Here is a 19,695-nt window from a genome sequence, read left to right as displayed (position 1 = left end):
GCTAGTTGAGGAAGGCGCTTAGCTCGTTCGCGGCATTGCGGAGGTGGATGAGGAAGCGGCTTTGCATCTCGAGGACGGAGAGACGGGGGGCGTTGCCGCTGAGGTTCAGCGTGGCGACGACTCGGCCCGAGGCGGCAAAGACGGGGACGGCCAGAGAGCGGAGGCCAACCTCGTACTCCTGGTCGACGAGGGCGTAGCCGTTGCGGCGCACGTTGCGCAGGGTGAGGCGGAGCTTCTCGACGGAGGTGATGGTGCGCGTGGTGTGGGGGGTGAGGACAGCTTTGGCGAGATACTGCTCGAGTTGCTCAGGCGGGAGATAGGCGAGGAGAATGCGGCCCATGCTGGTGCAGTAGGCGGGCAGGCGGCTGCCGATGTGGAGGTCGACGGCCATGACGCGGTTGACCTGGGTGCGGGCGATGTAGACGATGTCTTCGCCGTCGAGCGTGGCGACGGAGAAGGACTCGCGGAGAGCGGCGGACATGCGCTCGAGGATGGGCTGGGCGGCGGTGGAGAGAGTGTTTGAAGTGGTGTAGGTGTGGGAGAGGGTGAGCATGCGCGGACGGAGGGAGTAGCGCGAGCCGTCTTCTGCGCCGGCAAAGCCGAGCTTGGTGAGGGTGTAGAGGCAGCGGCGAACTGCGGCGCGAGAGAGGCCGGTCTTTACGCTGAGTTGCGAGATGGTCATCTGCGGGGATTGCTGGGTGAAGGCCTGAATGACGATGAGACCGCGGGCTAACGAGGTCATGAAGTTGGGATCGCCGGTGAAGATGTCGAGAGAGGAGGCGGGGGTGGGTTTGGGTGCTGCGGGAGGAGCGGGTGGGAGGGATTCAGTGGACGGTGCGAGGGGGTGGCGGGGGGTGAGGCTCATGCGGTTCCCTTTCCGTGACGTTACCAAACCAGGCGTTCGATAGACGGACTATCACTACGATAAACGCACGTTTCGAATATCGCAAGATGTTGCCGTGAGCCGGCTCAGATACCTCGTGAAGATTTTGGCCAGCTGTCGTAATCGCGGAGGAATTGATTAGCGATTGAGAGCGACAAGGATGTCGGCAGGTTCGGGACGGACACGGAAGTCGGCGTGGCCTTCGGCGAAGACGATGGTGTTGGTCTGGTCGATGACGAAGACGGCAGGGATCGGGAGGCGCCAGCTGGCTTCGGTGGCGTTGTGATAGCTGAGGCCGGCGTTGTTGAAGGGGATATTGATGAGGATGGACTGGTAGTAGCTGCGGAGGTCCTGTGGAATGGTGTGGGCTATGCCGAATTTTTCTGCAGTGGTTGCGCCGGGGTCGGAGAGGAGCGGGTATTGCAGGCCATGCTGCTCGAGGGTGAAGTTGTTTTGGCGGGTGGTTTGCGGAGAGATGGCGACGAAGATGGCGCCGCGTCTGCGGAGGTCGGTGTGAAGGTCGCGCCAGGCTTCGAGTTCGGTGACGCAGTAGGGGTCCCAGCGGCCACGAAAGAAGTTGACGACGAGCGGGCCGAGGGCGAGGAGATCGGCTGAGCTGACGGGCTTGTGAGTGAGGGCGTCTTCGAGCGTGAAGGACGGAGCCTGTGCCCCGGCTTTCAGGATGCGGTCTTCGATGCCGGTGTTGAAGAGGTCTTCGGTCGCCCGTTCCGAGATGGCGAGGCGTTCTGGCTGGACGAGGGCACGCGTATTCTGTGTGATGCGATCCAGTTGATCCTGAAGCGAGATGTTGAGAGCAGCGGCCACAGTTACATTATTGCAGCTGTCTCTGTGGGTTGTGATGTTGGGCTGGCTTTCGCCGTATTCGTGGTGGCGTGGCAGGAGACGGCGGGCTGTGATCTTTGCGCTACGGTTTTGCTGTGGCTGGCGTTGGCGGCAACGGGGGCTGCCTTCATCTCCTTGATAAGCGTGACGAGACGGGTGAAGGCCTGTTCGCGTGCGGTTTTGTTGCCAGGGACGGTGTTGCCGGGGTCTTCGCCGGCGCGCATGAAGCCGTGGCCTGCACCGTCGTAGGTGATGGGTTCATATTTCTTTCCGGCAGCCTTCATAGCCTCGGTGGTGGCGGGCAGGGTTGCACCGATGCGGGCATCATTGCCAGCGTAGAAGCCGTAGACAGGGGCGGTGATTGTGGTGACGTCCGAGGGGCCGGGGCCGTAGAAGACGAAGGCGGCGGAGAGATCTTTGCGGTGAGCGGCGAAGGCGAAGGATTTGCCGCCTCCCCAGCAGAAGCCTGTGACGGCGAGCTTGCCGTTGGCTGCGGGGAGCTTTTTGCCGTAGTCTGCGGCGGCGTCGAGGTCTGCGTTGACGACGACGGGATCGAGACCGGAGACGGCTTTGACGCTGGCGTCCTGATTGGGGAAGGCGTCGGAGCCGCCGCCGTTGGGGCCGAAGCCGGTGAGCAGGTCGGGAGCGATGACGATGAAGCCCTGCGCGGCTAACTCGTCGGCCATCTCTTTGGCCCAGTCGCTGAGCCCGAAGATCTCGTGGATGAGAATGACGACGGGGGCCTTCGTTTTGACCTCGGGATAGACGACGAAGGCCTGAACGGTGCGGTCGCCGTGTTTGAGCGGGACGTATTCGTGGTGGCGGGGTGAGGCTTCGAGACGGGTCTTGGCCCAGTCCTGCGCGTGGATCGTAGAGGTGAGGGGGAGGAGCAGAGCGAGGGCTAGGAGGTGCAGAGCAGGTCGGCGCATGGGAGGAGTTTAGTCCTGCGCTAAGGACTCGACAAGGCGCAGGGGTTTTCGTCAGGCTTTGGTGGGGACCTCATCCACGGGATATGGTCCCTGAGAGAATGCTTCGTGGTGATAGCCCTTGGCTCCAATTGCTCTTGCGAGGGGACTTTGCAGATCAGCCCTGGCGTTGAGGTGACTGATGACAGAGCTGAAATCATATGCGGCAACCATCCCAGTTCGTTGCGGGCACGTTCGTTCACATAAACCCGTTCGATACCTGGAAACATCTTCCAGCTTCGTTGACGGTATGGGACCTCGTAGCCTGGAACACGCTCACGTACGACTTCGGGTGCATCGTCTCGGAGGCGTTCGAGATCGCCCTGGTGGAATGGGGTTGTTGCGCTGACGATATATCTTCGGAACCCGAGAGCCGGTGCGCGTTCTGCAGCCAGCAAATGTGCGCTCACTACATCTTCGATATCAACACGCCTATAGAGGTGTATTCGTTCGCCTTCAAATTCTCTTCCGAGAAGGCTCCCCGCACTTCCTTGTTGTCATCCTCCTCGGGGAAGAATCGAGATGTTCTTAGCACGATGCATGGGAGATCTTGATTGCGATGGAATAGCTGACAGAGGTCCTCGGCGGCTGCCTTGGTCACGCCGTAGATATTTTCGGGTACGGGCGTTACCTCTTCGGTGATCCATGCGGCGGGAAGTCCAGGAGGGGGCACCAGAGCGTCACCAAACACACTGGTTGTGCTCGTGTAGACGAAGGACTTGACGCCTGCGGAGACAGCGGCTTCCAGCAGATTGAGCGTACCGGTGATATTGGTGTCGACAAACTCCTGTCGGCTATGGGTTGCAACGTGACTGGGCTCATGCAATGCATTACGACAGACCGCTCCGATATCGAGCCGATGTGAGTCGTAAAGGGAGATTCCAAAATATCGAGTCCCACCACCTCGTGATTCAAACTATGCAAAGTTCGAACCAGAGCCTCACCCAGGTGACCTGAACTTCCCGTGACTAGAAATTTCACAAAGTGTCGTTCCGGTGCATGACCAAGGTTAGTTCTGGGCTTTTATACTTGGCTGACGATGCGATTTCAATTGAGAGTGGCTACAGCGGAGGATGTGGCGGCGATTCGCGAGCTAATCAAGGCTTCGGTGCGCGGACTGCAAGTGGAGGATTATTCCGCGGTGCAGAGGGAGGGCGCGCTGGCGACGGTGTTTACGGTGGACAGCCAGTTGATTGCGGATGGTACTTACTTTGTCGCGATTGCTGAAGGCGGTAAGGTTGCAGGGTGTGGTGGATGGAGCTTCCGGAAGACGCTGTATGGAGGCGACCATCAGGTGGAGAAGATTGCTCCGGAGAGGTTGAATCCGGTGGTGGATGCGGCGAAGATTCGGGCGATCTTTGTGCATCCTGATTATGCGCGGAAGGGGTTGGGGGGGCTGATTCTTGCGGCTGCTGAGGAGGCGGCGGTGGCGGAAGGTTTCACCCAGTTTGAGATGGGCAGTACCTTGACCGGTGTGTCCCTGTATGCGCGACGGGGATATCGAGAGGTGGAACGGAGGCAGGTTCCGGTTGGCAGTGGGGAGGCGATTGAGGTGGTGCGGATGGTGAAGCGGCATGGCTTTGATGTTGGCACGACGCCGTGTAGTCTTCAGGCAGATTGAGAGTTGGGAGTGAACCGATGATTGAGATGCCGATGATTGCGAAGGGCACGGATGAACTTTACTTGTTGCCGGGAATGACGAATCGACATGGTCTGGTGGCGGGGGCCACAGGTACGGGCAAGACGGTTACGCTGCAGGTGATGGCGGAGGCATTGAGTTCGATTGGGGTGCCAGTGTTTGCGGCGGATGTGAAGGGAGACCTGTCGGGAATCTCGCAAGCGGGGAAGAGTTCGCCAAAGTTCGATGTGCGGGTTGCGGCAATGGGTCTGGGGGAGTGGAGCTTTGCGGGGTGTCCCGTGGTGTTCTGGGATGTCTTCGGCAAGCAGGGACATCCTGTGAGAGCTACCGTCAGTGAGATGGGGCCGCTGCTGTTGAGCAGGATTCTGAATCTGAACGATACGCAGACGGGCGTGCTGACTCTTGTCTTCAAGATTGCCGATGACAGTGGGTTGCTGTTGCTGGACATGAAAGATATGCAGGCGATGCTGCAGCATGTCGGTGAAGCTGCGAAGGAGTATCAGACGCAGTATGGAAATATTTCGGCGGCGAGTATCGGCGCGATTCAGCGTGGGTTGGTGGCGCTGGAGCAGCAGGGAGGAGATCTTTTCTTCGGCGAGCCGGCGTTGAATATCGATGATCTGCTGCAGGTGGATTCGAGTGGCAAGGGCGTGGTGAATATTCTGGCGGCGGATCAATTGTTGCAGTCGCCACAACTGTACGCGACGTTTCTGCTTTGGCTGATGAGTGAGCTGTTTGAGAAGCTGCCGGAGGTTGGAGATCAGGAGAAGCCGAAGCTGGTGTTCTTCTTCGATGAGGCTCATCTTCTGTTCAACGATCTGCCTTCGGTTTTGCAGAATCGCATCGAGCAGGTGGTGCGGTTGATTCGGTCGAAGGGGGTTGGGGTGTTCTTCGTGACGCAGAATCCTGTCGATGTGCCGGATACGGTGCTTAGTCAGTTGGGGAATCGTGTTCAGCATGCGCTGCGCGCGTTTTCGCCACGGGATCAGAAGGCGGTGAAGGCGGCGGCGCAGACGTTTCGGGCGAATCCGAAGTTGAATGTGGAGACGGTGATTACGGAGATGGGCATGGGGGAGGCGCTGATCTCGTTTCTGGATGAGAAGGGGATTCCTGGGATTGTGGAGCGTGCGATGGTGTGCCCTCCGCACAGCCAGATTGGGCCGATTACTCCGGAGCAGAGAGCGGCGATTATTAAAAATTCGGTGGTGGCGGGGGTGTATGAGACGGTGGTGGATCGGGAGTCGGCGTATGAGCGGCTGAAGGGGAAGGCTGTGGTGTCGGGGGGTGGGGCTGCTGGTCCAGCGGGCGCACCGGCGAGTTCGGGCTCGGGTTGGATGGGGAGTCTGGAGGCGGCGGGGACTGCGCTGGGCGGGGTACTGGGGCAGGGGAGTTCGCGGCGCGGGGATACGGTGCTGCAGGCTGCGGTGAAGAGCGCGGCGCGGACGATGGGGAGCACGGTGGGGAGACAGCTGATCCGCGGGGTACTGGGATCGTTGCTGGGTGGATCGAAGAGGTAAGGGCGGCTATTTGGCGCAGGAGGAGCAGGTGCCGTAGACGAAGAACTCGTGGCTGGAGTACTTGAAGCCGCGGGGGAGCTTCGGTCTGGACTGCATCTCGCAGCCCTCGAGTTCATGAACTGTGCCGCAGGTGTTGCACTGGAAGTGGTGGTGGTGGGCCTTGCCGGCTACCTCGTAGCGGGTGGAGTGGCCGGGGACGTCGACTGGTGTTAGCCACTTGTCGTCGACCAGGCTGCCGATGTTGCGGTAGACGGTGGCGATGCTGAGGGCGTCGACATCTTTCTGGGCGAGAGCGAGGGCTTCGTCCGGGGAGAGGGGGCGATTGGCCTCGAGGAAGGCGGCGCGGATGGCGTCTTTCTGGCGGGTGTTGCGGGTCTGGATGGTGGATGGCATGAGCAGGCTTCGCTAGCGTCTTATCCTAGCGTGTTGCGAAGATAGTCTCAACTAGAGGGGCAGAGCGCGGAGGCTGGGTTGGCCCATTCGTAGCTTGAGGCTGCGCGGAATGAGCCTGCCCGGCTAGATCACTTTCAGTAGAAGCAGGATGAGAACGATGAGCAGGATGAGGCTGATACCGCCGCCACCGTAGTAGCCGAGGCCAGGTCCCATGCGATAGCCGCCAAAGCCGAACACCAGAATCAGAATGAGCAGAAGGATAAGCATCTTTAGTTTTCTCCATTCGGCGAATTTTCGCCCGATGGAGGTGTGATGCAGATCTTGTTACAGACGCAATAACAATTTCTCTCATATCCCCTTCTCATCCCGATTGTCTTCGGGTGGGTTTGGAGTGGTGGTCCCCCTCCCCCTCCCCCTCCCCCTAGGGTATCTTGTACGGAAGTTGTTTGTTTGCATATGGTTACAGGGGTGTTATGTCTGTAAAGTATTCAAACGAAATTGGTTGTGTGTAAAATACTTGTTTTGAATGAGTTACAGGAGATTCTGTCGCGCCAAATACCTACCTCGCCCACTTAGGCGCAACTTCATCGCTGCCACTTCTACGACCCCTGTTAACAGGATAACTGTTTGAAGCGGGGGATACGCCACGTGAAAAGCCGCGTCTGGAGCGGGTTTTCGCGTGTATGGGGCTTGACATGCGATTTATGGGCTGTTTTCCCAAGTTTGGATGGATGAAAGATGGTCTCCTCTTGTTGCCGGCTATTTTTCCTTTTCGAGCTCGACGACCATGACCTCCATTGGCTTGTCTCCGGCGTTGATGTCGGAGTGGAGGGTGTTGGGAGCCATGGCGGGGAGCCAGTAGGCTTTGCCTGTCTCCCATACGTGGGTCTCGCTTGCGCCGGAGGGCTCGACGATGTTCATGGTGCCGCCGGTGAGGGCGATGATGACGCGGGGATGATCGTGGTGGTGCATGGCGAGGGGCTGGTTGGGAAAGACTACTGTCTTCCAGACTTTTACATCTTCGTTTTCGAATTGCGGGGTTCGCTGGGTCTGGGCCGCTTTGTTTGCGACCTGCGAGATGACGGCAGAGGTGCTGAGCGAAGCAACGACGAGCAGCGCGGCTCAGGTGAGGGACTTCATGGATGTCTCCTTTTGGCGATGAGTGTAGCACTCGGGGTGAGACGGTTCGCGCCTTCGCGCGAATGCCCACTCATGCGATGAGACTGCATGAATGGGGCACCCGCGGTATCGGCGCTATGTCACGTGTGGGCCACCTGCCGTATTCAGGTTTGCTGATCGCTATCAAACGGCTCGAAAGTATTACGGGCGCGGTGACGGACATGAACTACGTTCACCTCCGCGTTAGAGACGTCGATCGAGTAGATGACGCGGTAGATGTGCGGTTTGTTGCCGTAGAGGAGATGGCGCAGGGTACGGTCTTCGGCGATGATGGGATTACGCTGGGAATGGTGAGCGAGACTTTCGAGGGCTTCGACAAGTCCTCTGAACCACTTGTCAGCTGGCGGCGTGCTCTCGGCTTGAATGTAAAGAAAGATTGCCTCTAAATCCCGTTCGGCGCGGGGCATGGTTCTAACGAGGTATGCCATGTTTCTGGCGCATCTCCTCGAAGAACTCTGTGGCTGGACGGCCTTTGCCCTGGCGCATCTCTTCCATTCCCTGACGGATGCCTTCGCTGGCATCGGCTGCGGCGGCGAGGTCGAGGAGGCGCTGGTAGGCGGAGGCGTCCTGGACGACGGCTTCGGGTTTTCCGTTGACGGTGAGAATGATGGGGCGTCGGGTCTTCTTGAGGCGCTGCATCATCTTGACGGAGTTGTTGCGGAAGGTGGTTAGGGGCTGGATGTCTTTGGTGATGTCGATCATGTGTGGCCTCCGTCTTAGAGGTATTTTATCGTACCGTTTGATTTAAAGAACGGTTCGCGCTTAGCGCGAATGCCCACTCATGCTATGACACCGCATGAATGGGGCACCCGATGTATGGGCCACCCGCCACCGGCCACCTTTTTTAGAATGGAGGTAAGTAGATGAGCGGCCGGCAAGTCTGACGTAGCTTTGCCTCATCCCAAATGATATGCAGTGATGGAATGACGGTTCTCATCAAGTGACACAAGTGGTTGCCCTTAGATCCAGGACTTCTAGTCTCACGATTGTGAGACCAAGCAAGCATGTCTGCCGCTTGAATCCCAGGCGCTAGCCTCATGTCAGTCTCATTTACAGATTCCACGAGGCTCCAGAGGTTTAGCTCTGAATTGCTATGTGGTCTATCTCTCTCCGCAATCCATTTCCGCTTGAAGGCTTCCAAGAACAGCTCGCCGCGATCAAAATAGTATTTGAAAACATCGATTCCAGGACGTGTCAACGACGGGTAAGTTTTGGCGTACCAATCAAGAACTAGTTCTGGCACACAGGTGTTGCAAATATCGATCGGATCAACCAGATCAAATGTCAGCGCCTTTAGTCGTCTCCATGCTTTGAGATCGACCGCACAGTAGAACATTCGAAACCGTTTTTTATCCAAGGTCTGCATGTACATCAAGCACTTGATTGCAAGGCCAAAAGCAGATTTGTCGTCCCAACCGAGTTCTTTTCCGAAAGCTTTCTGCTGGTGCGCCAGCTCCTTCATATGTATGTATGAAGCGGCTGGTAAATGAGTCGAAAGCATTTGTAACCATTGGTTGTCGAATTCTGACCACAGATTATCCTCTGCCGCAAATGCAGCGAGAGTGATGTAGTCATCCGCTAAGGTTCCGCTTCCATCTAAGTAAACTCTTAGTGCGATGGAGACTCCTTATTACCGTCCGAATTTTTGGCGGCCTTGCATTTGGCTCATCATGCGTTGCTGGGCTTTGATGCCGCCGCCACCGCCCATGGACTTGAACATCTTGCGCATCTGGGCATATTGGCGGAGGAGGTTGTTGACGTCCTGGACTGTGGTGCCTGAGCCTTTGGCGATGCGCTTGCGGCGGTTGCCGTTGATGATCTCGTGGTCGAGGCGCTCTTTTTGCGTCATCGAGTTGATGATGGATTCGACGCGGGTGAACTGGCCTTCGTCTACGTTTTCTACTGCTTGTTGCATGCCCGCGAAGGGGCCGACGGAGGGCAACATTTTTAAGATCGATTTCATGGAGCCCATCTTTTTGATCTGACGGAGCTGGTCGCGGAAGTCATCGAGGGTGAAGCCGTCGCCGGAGAGGGCTTTCTTGGCGAACTGCTCGGCCTTGCCGCGGTCGAGGGTGGATTCGGCGCGCTCGAGCAGGGTGGCGATGTCGCCGTGGCCCATGATGCGGGAGACGATGCGGTCGGGGTGGAAGGGCTCGAAGGCGTCGGGCTTTTCTCCAGTTCCCAAAAACTTTATCGGCGCTCCCGTCACGTGGCGGATGGAGAGGGCAGCGCCGCCTCGTGCGTCGCCGTCCATCTTGGTGAGGATGGCGCCGGTGATGGTGAGGAGATCGTTGAAGGCCTTGGCGGAGTTGACGGCGTCCTGGCCGGTCATGGCGTCGGCGACGAAGAGGATCTCGGAGGGGTTGAGGAGCTTTTTGAGCTCGGCCATCTCCTGCATCAATGCGGCGTCGATCTGGTTGCGGCCGGCGGTGTCGACGATGAGCATGTCGCAGCCGAAGTTTGCGGCGTCTTTGCGCGCTTCGCGCGCCAGGCGGAGGACGGCTTCGGTGCCGGGTTTTGCGATATCGGAGTCGGTGAGCTTGCCCTCGTAGAGCTGGGCGGAGATGGAGCGGGCTACGATGGCGAGCTGCTCGCGGGCGGCGGGACGGTAGACGTCGACCGAGACGAGCATGGGGCGGTGGCCGGCTTTTTTGAGCCACTGAGCTAGCTTGCCGCTGGTGGTGGTTTTTCCTGAGCCTTGCAGGCCGGCCATGAGGATGACGCTCGGCGGCTGGGAGCTTTTTTGGAAGCGGGCGGTGTCGCGGCCGAGGAGGTTGACCAGCTCGTCGTGAACGATTTTGACGATCTGCTCGGAGGGGCTGAGGGCGGTGGCGACCTTTTCGCCGATGGCGCGGGTGCGGATGTGCTCGACGAGCTCGTTGACGACGGTGAGGTTGACGTCGGACTCGAGGAGGGCGAGGCGGATCTCGCGGATGGCGTCGGAGATGTTCTCGTCGGAGATGGTGCCCTGGCCGCGGAGGGTCTTGAAGGAACGCTGGAGTTTGTCGCTTAGGTTTTCAAACATGACTGCTTCAAGTTTACAGGGAAGCGGGGGCGGATGGTGAGCGCGGGCTGATCGACTACGGCGTGTCGACATATTCTCTGGTGGGAAGTTCTTTTTTTGGTGAAGAGAATGGCCTACCGGCCGGGTCCGCTACGCGCGGTGCGGTCACTTCGTGACTTGTATACTCCTTCGGTTGGCGCTCCCGTTGGTCGCGATGAAATTCTCTGCCGACCATCGGAAGGCTCGGGGCGAAGCCGGTATACACCCCACGAAGTGGGCTCTAGTTGAGGACGCCGCCCTTGGCGAAGGTGATGGTGAGATCGACGAGGTGGGTGTTGGGGTCGGCGATGGCGTTGTAGGTGGCGGAGTAGCCGGCGAGCGACTGGATGGCGCTGTTGTTGTGGAGGAACCCGGTGAGGTAGGTGGTGTCGTAGAAGTCGCCGGGGTTCATATGCCAGGCGGAGTCGAACTGCTTCTGCTGCTCGGTGGAGAGGCCGAGGGCTTTGATGCTGTGGATGTGATATTGGGGGCCGGGGTCGACGGTGATGTTGTAGGAGACGCGGTGGCTGATGTGGTCGAAGGTGGCGGGGGCTTTGACCTTGGCGTCCTCGAAGCCTTTAGCGAAGTACGCGCCGGCGATGATGGCGAGGCTTTGGCGGAGGGCTGCTTCGGAGGCCATGTCTCCGGCCTTCATCTTGACTTGTTTGTTGAAGTCGGCGGTGCTGATGATATCGGAGCCGGGCCAGGTGAGCTCGAAGAGCTGGTAGGGCTGGCCTTCTTTGAGCGTGGCGGTGAAGTCGAGATCGACGCCGGTGGGGGTGACCTGGGGTGGGGCTTGGGTGAGATTGAGGACGGCCATGTCGAGGTAGCCCTCGTTGTGGTAGGCCGAGGTGAGTGCGGTGGTGATGGCGGGACGGGTGATGTCGCTGGTGAAGGGTTGTCCGGTCTGCTCTTTGATGACTTTGTCGAGTTTTTCCTGCATGGACGGAGAGGCGTGAACCAGGGTCAGCGAATGGACGCGGACTGCGGGGGACTCGATTGCAAACGCTATGGAAGATGGGGTGGCGCCGGGCTGGTCGCTGTGGGCGATGGCTACGACGTTGGCGGTGACTCCTTTTTCGGCGACCATCGCTTTGAGGGCGGAGGAGATGCTGTCCTGGAGGTTGCCTGCGGTGGGGACGACTCCGGTGTAGAGGGGGACACGGGCCTTGAGGGCGGAGGTGAGTTCGGCGGGAGACCACCAGACGAAGTTGGTGAAGGTGGCGGGGAGGAGATTTTCTGGCGGCATCGGCTTGAGATCGTAGACCAGGCCGGTGGCGTTGGACTCGAAGCGGATGTCGGTGAAGAGGCCGGTGTCGCTGAGGTGCTGGGCGGCGGATTGAACGTCTGCCTGGGTGGCGGTGGCGCCTGGCTGCAGGCCGCTGACTTTGAGGAGTTCGGCCTGAGAGAAGGCCGGCGCGCCGGTGAAGGTGATTGGGGGCAATAGGAAGGACTGGGCGGGGAGTTGGAGGGTGGGGACGGAGAGGCAGAGAGCGAGGAGAGCGGGCCTGAAAGTGGTAGAACGCATTTGAATGGAAGATACCCCATGCCGCGATGGGAGAGAAGAGACTTTTTTAGGGAAGCTTGTCCTGCCGGACGGGCCCACTGCGCGTGGGGCGGGCGTTCGCACGCCTTTTTACTGCTTCGCGTGGTCCTCCCGTTGGTCGGAGGAGAGATTGCGCCGACCAACGGGAGGACCGTTGCAGATGATGCTGCCACGACCGGTATACACGTCACGAAGTGACCGCCCTCCGCGCAGGAGGCTCGTCCGGCAGGACGCAAGTGACGGGCTTGGTGCGTAGTTAGGTTGGTTCGGGTTGCGAGTCGGCAGGCACGGAGGTTTGCGGAGCGGGATAATCGACTTCTATGCACGAGATTGGTCAGGCCGACGGGAATGCGCGAACGGTGCGGGAGTTTGTGGCGTATCTGCGGGTGGAAAAGGGCCTTCGGCCGGCTAGCTGTGAGGCGTACCAACGGGACATGGAGCAGTTTGCGGAGCATGTCGAGCGAAGAAATGGGTTGCTGGTGGGGGCGACTCAGGCGGATGTGAGCGGGTTTATGGAGAGGCTGCGGGGGCATGCGGTGGAGTCGCGGTCGATTGCGCGCAAGCTGAGTTGTCTGCGTGGGTTTTATCGCTGGCTGCTGATGGATAAACGGATTGCGCATGACCCGACGGTGAATGTGGCGACTCCTGCGAGCTGGAAGGTGCTGCCGAAGTCGCTGGCCGAGGGCGAGGTGGCGGAGATGCTGGAGCGGACCGGGGTTGCTGCCCGGAGTGACGGAGCGGATGGGCTGGCGCTGCGGGATCATGCGATTTTGGAGCTGCTGTATGCGGGTGGATTGAGGGTAGGGGAGATCTGTGCGCTGCGGGTGGAGGATCTGCATCTGGACCAGGCGCGGGCGCAGGTACGAGGGAAGGGCGATAAGGAGAGGATTGTGCCACTGGGGCGGTCGGCGGTGGAGGCTTTGGAGAGGTATCTGGTGGTGGGACGGCCGGGGTTGGTGCGGAGTGGGTTGGAGCGGGCTGGTCATGCGGTGCAGCGGACTAGTTATCCGGTGCAGCGGGCGCTGTTTTTGAGTGTGCGGGGAAATCAGCTGACGCGGCAGTGGATTTGGGAGATGGTGCGGTCGGCTTCGGGGACGGGGAGTAAGGCTAGTCCGCATATGCTGCGGCATAGCTGTGCGACGCATATGGTGGAGCATGGTGCGGATCTTAGGAGTGTGCAGACTTTGCTGGGGCATGCCGATATTGCCACGACGCAGGTTTATACGCATGTGGCGCTGGGGCATTTGAAGAAGGTGCATCGGGAGCATCATCCGCGGGGGAAGCGGCGGGTGGGTGCGGGTTGAGGTTAGCCGTAGAGGGGTGGGAACGGTCGTGCTGCGCACGATGCCCACATCTCAAAATCGAGATATGGGGCACCCGGCACCCGGCGGTGGTTTGAAGGATTGAGGCTGAAAGGTTCGGGGATGTTGGGGCGAGGGAGGTCTTCGGGATCCTTCGCTCCGCTCAGGATGACGGCAACGGCAACGACAACGACAACGGCAACGACAACAGCAACGACAACAGCAAAGACAACGACAAAAGACAACGACAAAGCCAACGACAAAGACAGAGGCTAAGGCAGAGGCGAAATGCGGGATAAGGCTGGCGAGATTGAGGGATTGGCCGAAGGGTTTCTGGCGATGCTCGCGGATGAGCGTGGAGCGTCGGAGCATACGGTGCGGGCTTATGCGCGCGAGGTGCGGAGCTTTGCGGCTTATCTGAAGGAGACTTTGGGGAAGGGTGCGAAGGTGAGTGCGGTGGAGCATCTGCATATTCGCGCTTACCTGGGAGCGTTGTATGAGCGGGGGTTGACGAAGGCGAGTGCGGCGCGGGCGCTGGCGGCGGTGAGGAGCTGGTTCAAGTGGCTGGCGAAGGAGGGGAAGGTGGCGCAGAATCCGGCGCTGCTGGTGAGCACGCCGAAGCTGCCGAAGCATCTGCCGCGGGTGCCGAGTATGGAAGAGGTGAATCGGGTTTTGAACTCGCTGGATGGTTCGACCGAGAAGAGGGCTGGCGGGATGGGCGGGATCGTCTCCCACCCTTCGCAAAGTGCGCGAAGGATGGGGCACCCGGAGGGTCGTGGCGATTCGGAGGAGGGAGATGCTTCGGCGTGGCCGGAGCGGGATCGTGTGATCTTCGAGTTGCTGTATGGGTGCGGGATTCGTAACTCGGAGCTGGTGGGTTTGAATATGGGCAGCGTGAAGTGGCGGGATGATGCGGTGCTGGTGCGCGGCAAGGGCCGGAAGGAGCGGCTGGTGCCTCTGGGGGATGAGGCTGCGGTGGCTCTGCGGGCGTATCTGCCGCTGCGGGAGGCGAAGCTGGTGGCGGCGGGCAAGGGCGCGCTGGTGCATGAGGGGCCGCTGATGATGAACCTGCGAATGCGTGGGGATTGCAGGCTGACGACGCGGAGTGTGGGGCGGATTGTGAAGGCGATTGCGTTGAGCCGGGGGCTGGCGGCGGATGTGCATCCGCATACGCTGCGGCATGCGTTTGGGACGCACATGCTGGAGGAGGGTGCGGATCTGCGGGCGATTCAGGAGATGCTGGGGCATGAGCGGCTGTCGACGACGCAGAGGTATACGCAGCTGACGGTGGGTCAGGTGCAGAAGGTGTATGACGAGACGCATCCTCGGGCGAAGTGAGATTTTTGTCCTCGAATGATCTTCGACGACGTGTTGTGCTTCTTCCTCCGCGTCCGACTGCCACTCCTTCGTCACAGAATTGATTCGCTGGCGCTGGATGGCTGGGAGTTTTTAATTTTGTGGGTGTGGGGGTTTTTGCTGGGGGTTTTGCGGAAAATGGTGTTTTGAACGTGGTTTTTTGATGGGGCGGATGTGGTGGTTTGTGGTGAGTTCGTGGTGGGTTGATGGTGTTGTTTGGGGTGGGGGAAAAAGTGACAGAGTTTTGAGATTTTTTTCGTGTCTGGATTCGTGTCTGGATTCGTGTCTGGATTTTGTTTGGGTGCTTGCTAGCTGGTGGCGGCGAAGACGTAGAAGTCGGCGAAGGAGGTCTCGTCGGGGTTGGCGGGGTCGTAGGGGTAGTCGTTGGGGGTTCTGGACTGGAGAAACCAGCGCGGTTGATTTTTGGCCACCCAGTCGGTGAAGGTGCGGTGGTGGACGTGCTTGTAGGGCCAGTCCTGGGTCATGTTGCTGGAGTAGACGACGACAAAGCGGCTGGCGGAGGCGAAGAGTTCTTGCATGTAGGCGTGGAAGACGTGGTCCTCGACGAGGTGGTAGATGACGTCGAGTGAGAGGGCGAGGTCGGCCTTGATGGCGGCGGGGAGGAGGCTGGCTTCGAAGAAACGTTTGGTGGGATCGCCGGCGAAGAGGGTGCGACATATCTCGACGGCTTTGGGGGAGATGTCGACGCCGGTGTAGGCGGGATAGCGGGCGAGTTGGAGCTGGGCACCGTCGCCGCAGCCGTGCTCGATGACGGAGGAGACGTGGTGCTGCTCGACGAAGGTGTTGAGGAAGTTGGCCTTGAACTCGGCTAGCCGGTTGTAGCTGCCTGCGCCCGAGTCGCCACCCTTGCGGTAGCGTTGATCCCAGTAGTCGACCGAGTTGCGGAACTGCGCGCGGCGAAGTTGAAGGAGACCGTGGCCGAGCACAGGGACGTTCTTTAGAAAGGCTTTAATGTTTTCAAGCATTGGCTTACCGGTCTTCCTGGGAGTTGGGAGGATTCGTTGGTGAAAGCGTACTTGCAATTGGATTATAGGGCGTGGAAATGGGTTGGAAGTTTCAACGTTTTTTCATGTTGAAGAGAGCACTGCTAAGTGTTGACTCTTTTTGGCTTGACGGAGTCTCTTGCGGAGCGGTTGTTCGGCAGAGGAGTTGGTTTGATCTCTCGGGAATCTCTCGGAAACGGTGAGATTTTTGCGGGCGTCGAGAGGAATGGCACAACAACCGCAGAGAGGCATTTGGCTGGAGGAATCTGCCGGAGGAAGGTGCGGCGGGAGGGGCGGCTGCATCCAATGAGGGCGAGGTACGGGATGCTGGCACGGTTGGCGAAGGGTGCGGGGTTGGCGGCGGTGGGGTTGGCCTTGATCGTGGGGCAGGGATGCAAGAAGAAGCAGGCTCCGGCTCCGGAGCAGCCTGTGGTGCGGACGGTGCCTCGGCCTGCGCCGCCGGACTTCCCGGACGATCCGCCGCCTGAGCCGTTGGTCGCCGATAAGGGGACGCATCACCCGGTGCGGCGGGCGGCTGCGCCTGTTGTGGTGCCGGTTGTGCAGCCGGTGGTTGACCTGGACGCGCTGGCCGAGGCGCAGAGGCAGCGGGATGCGAGTCTGTTGCAACGGCAGCAGGCGGCCTCCCAGCGGCAGCAACAGGAGCTGAATGGGGTGGTCGAGCGGAGCGCGAAGATTCGGCAGGCTCAGCAGGATGAGCCGCGGATTCAGGAGGCTCCGGAGGCTCCGATCAATCAGCCGCTGCCGGGAGTGCCTGGCCAGAGGATTCAGGATAATCCGACTGCGCCGATGCAGGAGGCTGAGCCGGAGGAGCCTGCGTCTCCTGAGGGGAACGCCGAGCCGGATCAGACTCCTGCTCAGCCCCAGCCGCAGAGGTGAGTTTTTTCTTTGATGTAAGGGTTACGAGTTTACTTGGAATGGGCTCTCTGTGCGTGGTTTAGTCCTTGGACGAATCTGACAGTTTCGCTAGGTTAGAGGAGAGCGGTTCGCGCGTGGCGCGAATGCCCACCTAAGCGACGATGAGACTGTCGCGAAGATGGGGCACCCGGTTTAGCGATTTGACGATCGCGTGCGTGTGGGTGGCTTGGGTTTTCAAGGCAGGCGAGGCAAAATTTTACATTCCCACCCATCGCGGTGAGACTGCGATGGATGGGGCACCCTGAGATTCGTGGCGCGTGAGGGAAGGCGGTTCGCGCGTGGCGCGAATGCCCACTCATGCGATGAGACTGCATGAATGGGGCACCCGTGCTTCGGTGGGGCGCCCGTCGGTGATGGGTCAGTGGCTTGAGATGAGCAGGACGTGGGCTGGCTCGGAGGGGGTGGCTGGGGCGATCTGGAAGGGCTGGTTGGGAGCGATGGCGACTACGGTGCCTGGTCCGATCTTTGTGGGTTGGCCGTTGTGGAGTATGGACGTGCCGGAGAGGGCTACCACGACGGAGGGGGCTGACGAGGGCGGGACGGGGCATGGGGTGGGGGTGGCGCAGAGGACTCTGAGGACCGAGAGGCCGGGGACGGAGAACTCGGTGGAGGTGAGGTTGTGGGTGAGGTCGGTGGGGGCGGGGTCGCGGAAGTCGGGGGTGTTGCCGAGGTTGAGGTGGGGGAGTTCAACGCGGAGGAAGTCTGAGGGGAGGTCGCTTAGGTTTTCTATGGAGTGATGCTCGAGGAGGCCTCGGCTGATGCGGAAGGCTCCGAGGTGGGTGGGCGGGCGGGTGATGGTTTGGGGTGGGTTCTCGTGGATGATGTTTACGGGGCCGGAGTTGTTGAGGTAGACGTAGACGGTGGAGGTGGCGGGGTGGTCGTGGACGGGGACCTTCTCGTGTGGGCCGTAGTGGACGCGGATTACGTTGAAGGTGTCGTTGGTGAGGATGGTCTGGTAGTTGGGCGGGAGGCTCGAACTGCTGCTCTGCGCGAAGATGGGAAGCGTGCCTGATAGAAGGAGAATTACGGGGAGAAGTCTGTTCAATTCGAGGCCTCCAGCCGGTTTGCGACGCTCGATCAGTAGCGGGGGATGGTGGGGTCTATGGAGCGGGACCAGGCGTCGATGCCTCCGGCCAGGGACTGGACGTGCTCGAAGCCTTGATTACGCAACCACATCGTAACGCTGAGGGAGCGGGCTCCGTGATGGCAGAGGACGACGATGGGGGCGTCGGGGTCGAGTTCGGTGTGGGCTCGGGAGGGGATATCGCCCATGGGGATGAGGGTGGAGCCGGGGAGCTGGGCGGTCTCGAACTCCCAGGGCTCGCGGACGTCCAATAGGAGAGGGGCGTTGGGCTGCTGGCGGAGGGCGGAGAAGGCTTCTGCGGTAATTTCGGGCTCTAGCATGATTTCAAGGATATCCTTAGAGATGGCATCAGGCACAGGGTCCCGCCAGGGGGGCTTCGATGAGGATTGGGTTAATTCTGGCGGTTCCGCGGAGCGTGCCGGGCTGGGGATGCGGTTGAGCAGGGTGCATCCTGTGGAAGCTCACGAATTTAATTGCGGACGCTGACCGCCTTGGAGACTGCCTTGGAGACTGTCTTGGGTTCGACGAATGGTTTTGGTTTGGAGAGTGTATTGGAGAAAGTGCTGATTGTTGAAGACGAGGTCCACGCACGGAGTGGCCTTACGGAGTTGATTGAGAGCTGGGGCTACAGGGCTGAGTGTGCGGCCGATGGGATGGAGGGTCTGGAGAAGGCGGTGGCGTGGGCTCCCGCGATTATTGTGACGGACCTGAAGATGCCGCGGATGGATGGGATGGAGCTGCTGAACCGGATTGGCGAACTGCCGCAGAGGATTGCGGTGGTGATGCTGACGGCGCAGGGGTCGATCGAGTCGGCCGTGGATGCGATGCGGATGGGGGCGTACGACTATATTCCGAAGCCGGTAGATCCGGTTCGGCTGAAGACGATTCTGCATAATGCGAGCCGGCAGCGGGAGGCGGATGCAGAGCTGGAGGCTACGGGGCGGCAGCTGAGAGACACGGGCGTGCTGGGGCCGATGGTGGGGTCGTCGCCGCAGATGGTGGATATCTTTTCGATGATCGAGAGGATTGCTCCGTCGAATGTGTCGGTGCTGGTGACGGGCGAGAGCGGGACGGGAAAAGAGCTGGTGGCGCGGGCGCTGCATGACCTGAGTGCGCGCAGGCTGAAGCCATTTGTGGCGGTGAACTGCGCGGCGATTCCGGAGACGCTGATTGAGAGCGAGATCTTCGGGCATGAGAAGGGCGCGTTTACCGGGGCGCTGGAGCGGCGGGCTGGATGCTTTGAGCTGGCGGAGGAGGGGACGCTGCTGCTCGATGAGATTGGCGAGATGCCGATGGCGACGCAGGCGAAGCTGCTGCGGGTGCTGGAGGATCGGAAGCTGCGCAGGCTGGGCAGCAAGATTGAGACGCCGGTGGATGTGCGGGTGGTGGCTGCGACGAATAAAGATCCGGAGAAGGCGGTGGCGAGTGGGGAGCTGCGCGGGGATCTTTACTATCGGCTGAATGTTTTTAATATCCAGATGCCTCCGCTGCGGGATCACCTGATGGATGTTTCGGCGATTGCGGAGAAGATGATCGACGATATGAATGAGCGGCACCACTGCACGGTGGCGGGGCTGAAGGACTCGTTGATGACGCGGCTGGAGAGTTACAAGTGGCCGGGCAATGTGCGGGAGCTGCGGAACACGATTGAGCGGGCGGTGATTCTGGCGGGGTCGGGGATGCTGGGGATTGAACATCTGCCGCCGCACTTTGGGGAGCCGGGGTTTGCGCCTCCTCCTAATCGGGTGGGTGGCGTGGAGGCTGCTGTTGCGGCTGCGGCTGCGCATGCGGCTCAATTTGAGGATGGTCAGAGGCGATTGGATGAGTCGAACTCGGTGCGGGTGGAGGTGGGGACGACGGTGGATGAGGCAGAACGGCAGCTGATTCTGAAGACACTGGTGGCGACGCACAACAACAAGACCAAGGCCGCGGAGATCCTGGGGATCAGTTCGAAGACGTTGCAGAATAAGCTGAAGGAATATTCGAACGCTGCTGTAACGGAGTAA

At 60.1% G+C, this 19,695-nt stretch carries 21 protein-coding genes and 1 pseudogene; 6 read left to right on the top strand and 16 right to left on the bottom strand.

Going from position 1 to position 19,695, the window contains the following annotated elements:
- Window position 1 precedes the first annotated feature (1 nt).
- From HDF09_RS04935 to HDF09_RS21250, 5 genes and pseudogenes are all read right to left on the bottom strand, one after another.
- Entirely contained in the window at window positions 2–865 is an 864-nt protein-coding gene (locus HDF09_RS04935; protein ID WP_183762269.1) for an IclR family transcriptional regulator domain-containing protein, read from the bottom strand.
- A 156-nt stretch (window positions 866–1,021) separates the two neighbouring features.
- Window positions 1,022–1,708 (bottom strand): peroxiredoxin-like family protein, encoded by a 687-nt coding sequence (locus HDF09_RS04930; protein ID WP_311718693.1) that lies wholly within the window; start codon window positions 1,706–1,708, stop codon window positions 1,022–1,024.
- A 2-nt stretch (window positions 1,709–1,710) separates the two neighbouring features.
- Complete coding sequence (locus tag HDF09_RS04925; RefSeq protein WP_183762267.1) at window positions 1,711–2,655, bottom strand: dienelactone hydrolase family protein; 945 nt, start codon at window positions 2,653–2,655, stop codon at window positions 1,711–1,713.
- Between the two features lie 445 nt (window positions 2,656–3,100).
- Window positions 3,101–3,517 (bottom strand): NAD-dependent epimerase/dehydratase family protein, encoded by a 417-nt coding sequence (locus HDF09_RS20470; protein WP_221269996.1) that lies wholly within the window; start codon window positions 3,515–3,517, stop codon window positions 3,101–3,103.
- Window positions 3,518–3,567: 50 nt separating this feature from the next.
- Window positions 3,568–3,672 (bottom strand): annotated as a pseudogene (locus HDF09_RS21250) (NAD-dependent epimerase/dehydratase family protein); the annotation flags it as partial.
- Window positions 3,673–3,748: 76 nt separating this feature from the next.
- Between HDF09_RS21250 and HDF09_RS04915 the strand changes: the two are divergent.
- Window positions 3,749–4,312 (top strand): GNAT family N-acetyltransferase, encoded by a 564-nt coding sequence (locus HDF09_RS04915; protein WP_311718852.1) that lies wholly within the window; start codon window positions 3,749–3,751, stop codon window positions 4,310–4,312.
- A 17-nt stretch (window positions 4,313–4,329) separates the two neighbouring features.
- Window positions 4,330–5,847: a helicase HerA-like C-terminal domain-containing protein gene (locus tag HDF09_RS04910; RefSeq protein ID WP_183762261.1), complete on the top strand. Its 1,518-nt coding sequence runs from the start codon at window positions 4,330–4,332 to the stop codon at window positions 5,845–5,847.
- 6 nt (window positions 5,848–5,853) lie between these two features.
- Here HDF09_RS04910 and HDF09_RS04905 read toward each other — a convergent pair whose 3' ends face one another.
- The 8 genes from HDF09_RS04905 to HDF09_RS04870 all read right to left on the bottom strand — a co-directional run bounded on the left by HDF09_RS04905 (window position 5,854) and on the right by HDF09_RS04870 (window position 11,990).
- Window positions 5,854–6,240: a Fur family transcriptional regulator gene (locus HDF09_RS04905; protein WP_183762259.1), complete on the bottom strand. Its 387-nt coding sequence runs from the start codon at window positions 6,238–6,240 to the stop codon at window positions 5,854–5,856.
- A gap of 123 nt (window positions 6,241–6,363) precedes the next feature.
- Complete coding sequence (locus tag HDF09_RS04900) at window positions 6,364–6,507, bottom strand: DUF3309 family protein (RefSeq protein ID WP_123488522.1); 144 nt, start codon at window positions 6,505–6,507, stop codon at window positions 6,364–6,366.
- A 492-nt stretch (window positions 6,508–6,999) separates the two neighbouring features.
- On the bottom strand, window positions 7,000–7,212 hold the full coding sequence (locus HDF09_RS04895; RefSeq protein WP_183762256.1) for a cupin domain-containing protein: 213 nt from the start codon (window positions 7,210–7,212) through the stop codon (window positions 7,000–7,002).
- A gap of 311 nt (window positions 7,213–7,523) precedes the next feature.
- The gene (locus tag HDF09_RS04890; RefSeq protein ID WP_183762254.1) at window positions 7,524–7,847 is read right to left on the bottom strand and encodes a type II toxin-antitoxin system RelE/ParE family toxin; all 324 of its coding nucleotides are present in this window, start codon (window positions 7,845–7,847) and stop codon (window positions 7,524–7,526) included.
- Window positions 7,831–8,121: a type II toxin-antitoxin system Phd/YefM family antitoxin gene (locus HDF09_RS04885; protein ID WP_183762250.1), complete on the bottom strand. Its 291-nt coding sequence runs from the start codon at window positions 8,119–8,121 to the stop codon at window positions 7,831–7,833. Before HDF09_RS04885 ends, HDF09_RS04890 begins: the two co-directional genes overlap by 17 nt.
- Before the next feature lie 142 nt (window positions 8,122–8,263).
- Window positions 8,264–9,037, bottom strand: a complete 774-nt coding sequence (locus HDF09_RS04880; RefSeq protein WP_183763388.1) for a DUF3800 domain-containing protein — start codon at window positions 9,035–9,037, stop codon at window positions 8,264–8,266.
- 12 nt (window positions 9,038–9,049) lie between these two features.
- The gene (gene ffh, locus HDF09_RS04875; protein ID WP_183762247.1) at window positions 9,050–10,444 is read right to left on the bottom strand and encodes a signal recognition particle protein; all 1,395 of its coding nucleotides are present in this window, start codon (window positions 10,442–10,444) and stop codon (window positions 9,050–9,052) included.
- 259 nt (window positions 10,445–10,703) lie between these two features.
- The gene (locus tag HDF09_RS04870) at window positions 10,704–11,990 is read right to left on the bottom strand and encodes a POTRA domain-containing protein (protein WP_183762244.1); all 1,287 of its coding nucleotides are present in this window, start codon (window positions 11,988–11,990) and stop codon (window positions 10,704–10,706) included.
- A gap of 338 nt (window positions 11,991–12,328) precedes the next feature.
- Between HDF09_RS04870 and HDF09_RS04865 the strand changes: the two genes are divergently transcribed.
- Both HDF09_RS04865 and HDF09_RS04860 read left to right on the top strand, forming a co-directional pair.
- Window positions 12,329–13,312 (top strand): tyrosine recombinase, encoded by a 984-nt coding sequence (locus HDF09_RS04865; RefSeq protein WP_183762241.1) that lies wholly within the window; start codon window positions 12,329–12,331, stop codon window positions 13,310–13,312.
- 285 nt (window positions 13,313–13,597) lie between these two features.
- Window positions 13,598–14,647 carry a tyrosine-type recombinase/integrase gene (locus HDF09_RS04860; protein ID WP_183762226.1) on the top strand — a complete coding sequence of 350 codons (1,050 nt, stop codon included), beginning with the start codon at window positions 13,598–13,600 and terminating at the stop codon, window positions 14,645–14,647.
- 326 nt (window positions 14,648–14,973) lie between these two features.
- Here HDF09_RS04860 and HDF09_RS04855 read toward each other — a convergent pair whose 3' ends face one another.
- Complete coding sequence (locus tag HDF09_RS04855) at window positions 14,974–15,651, bottom strand: class I SAM-dependent methyltransferase (protein WP_183762221.1); 678 nt, start codon at window positions 15,649–15,651, stop codon at window positions 14,974–14,976.
- A gap of 270 nt (window positions 15,652–15,921) precedes the next feature.
- Here HDF09_RS04855 and HDF09_RS04850 point away from each other — a divergent pair, with 270 nt between their 5' ends.
- Window positions 15,922–16,566 (top strand): hypothetical protein, encoded by a 645-nt coding sequence (locus HDF09_RS04850; protein WP_221269995.1) that lies wholly within the window; start codon window positions 15,922–15,924, stop codon window positions 16,564–16,566.
- 397 nt (window positions 16,567–16,963) lie between these two features.
- On the opposite strand, the gene HDF09_RS04845 is transcribed toward HDF09_RS04850, so the two are convergent.
- Window positions 16,964–17,650, bottom strand: a complete 687-nt coding sequence (locus HDF09_RS04845; RefSeq protein ID WP_183762213.1) for a hypothetical protein — start codon at window positions 17,648–17,650, stop codon at window positions 16,964–16,966.
- Window positions 17,651–17,682: 32 nt separating this feature from the next.
- The gene (locus tag HDF09_RS04840; protein WP_183762210.1) at window positions 17,683–18,009 is read right to left on the bottom strand and encodes a rhodanese-like domain-containing protein; all 327 of its coding nucleotides are present in this window, start codon (window positions 18,007–18,009) and stop codon (window positions 17,683–17,685) included.
- Window positions 18,010–18,192: 183 nt separating this feature from the next.
- On the opposite strand from HDF09_RS04840, the gene HDF09_RS04835 reads away from it, so the two are divergent.
- Entirely contained in the window at window positions 18,193–19,695 is a 1,503-nt protein-coding gene (locus HDF09_RS04835; RefSeq protein WP_406704155.1) for a sigma-54-dependent transcriptional regulator, read from the top strand.

It is taken from the genome of Edaphobacter lichenicola (genome assembly GCF_014201315.1).
Taxonomy (GTDB): Bacteria; Acidobacteriota; Terriglobia; order Terriglobales; family Acidobacteriaceae; genus Edaphobacter; species Edaphobacter lichenicola_B.
Note: the sequence above shows the minus strand (reverse complement) of the source record. Positions and strands in the feature narration are given on the sequence as shown.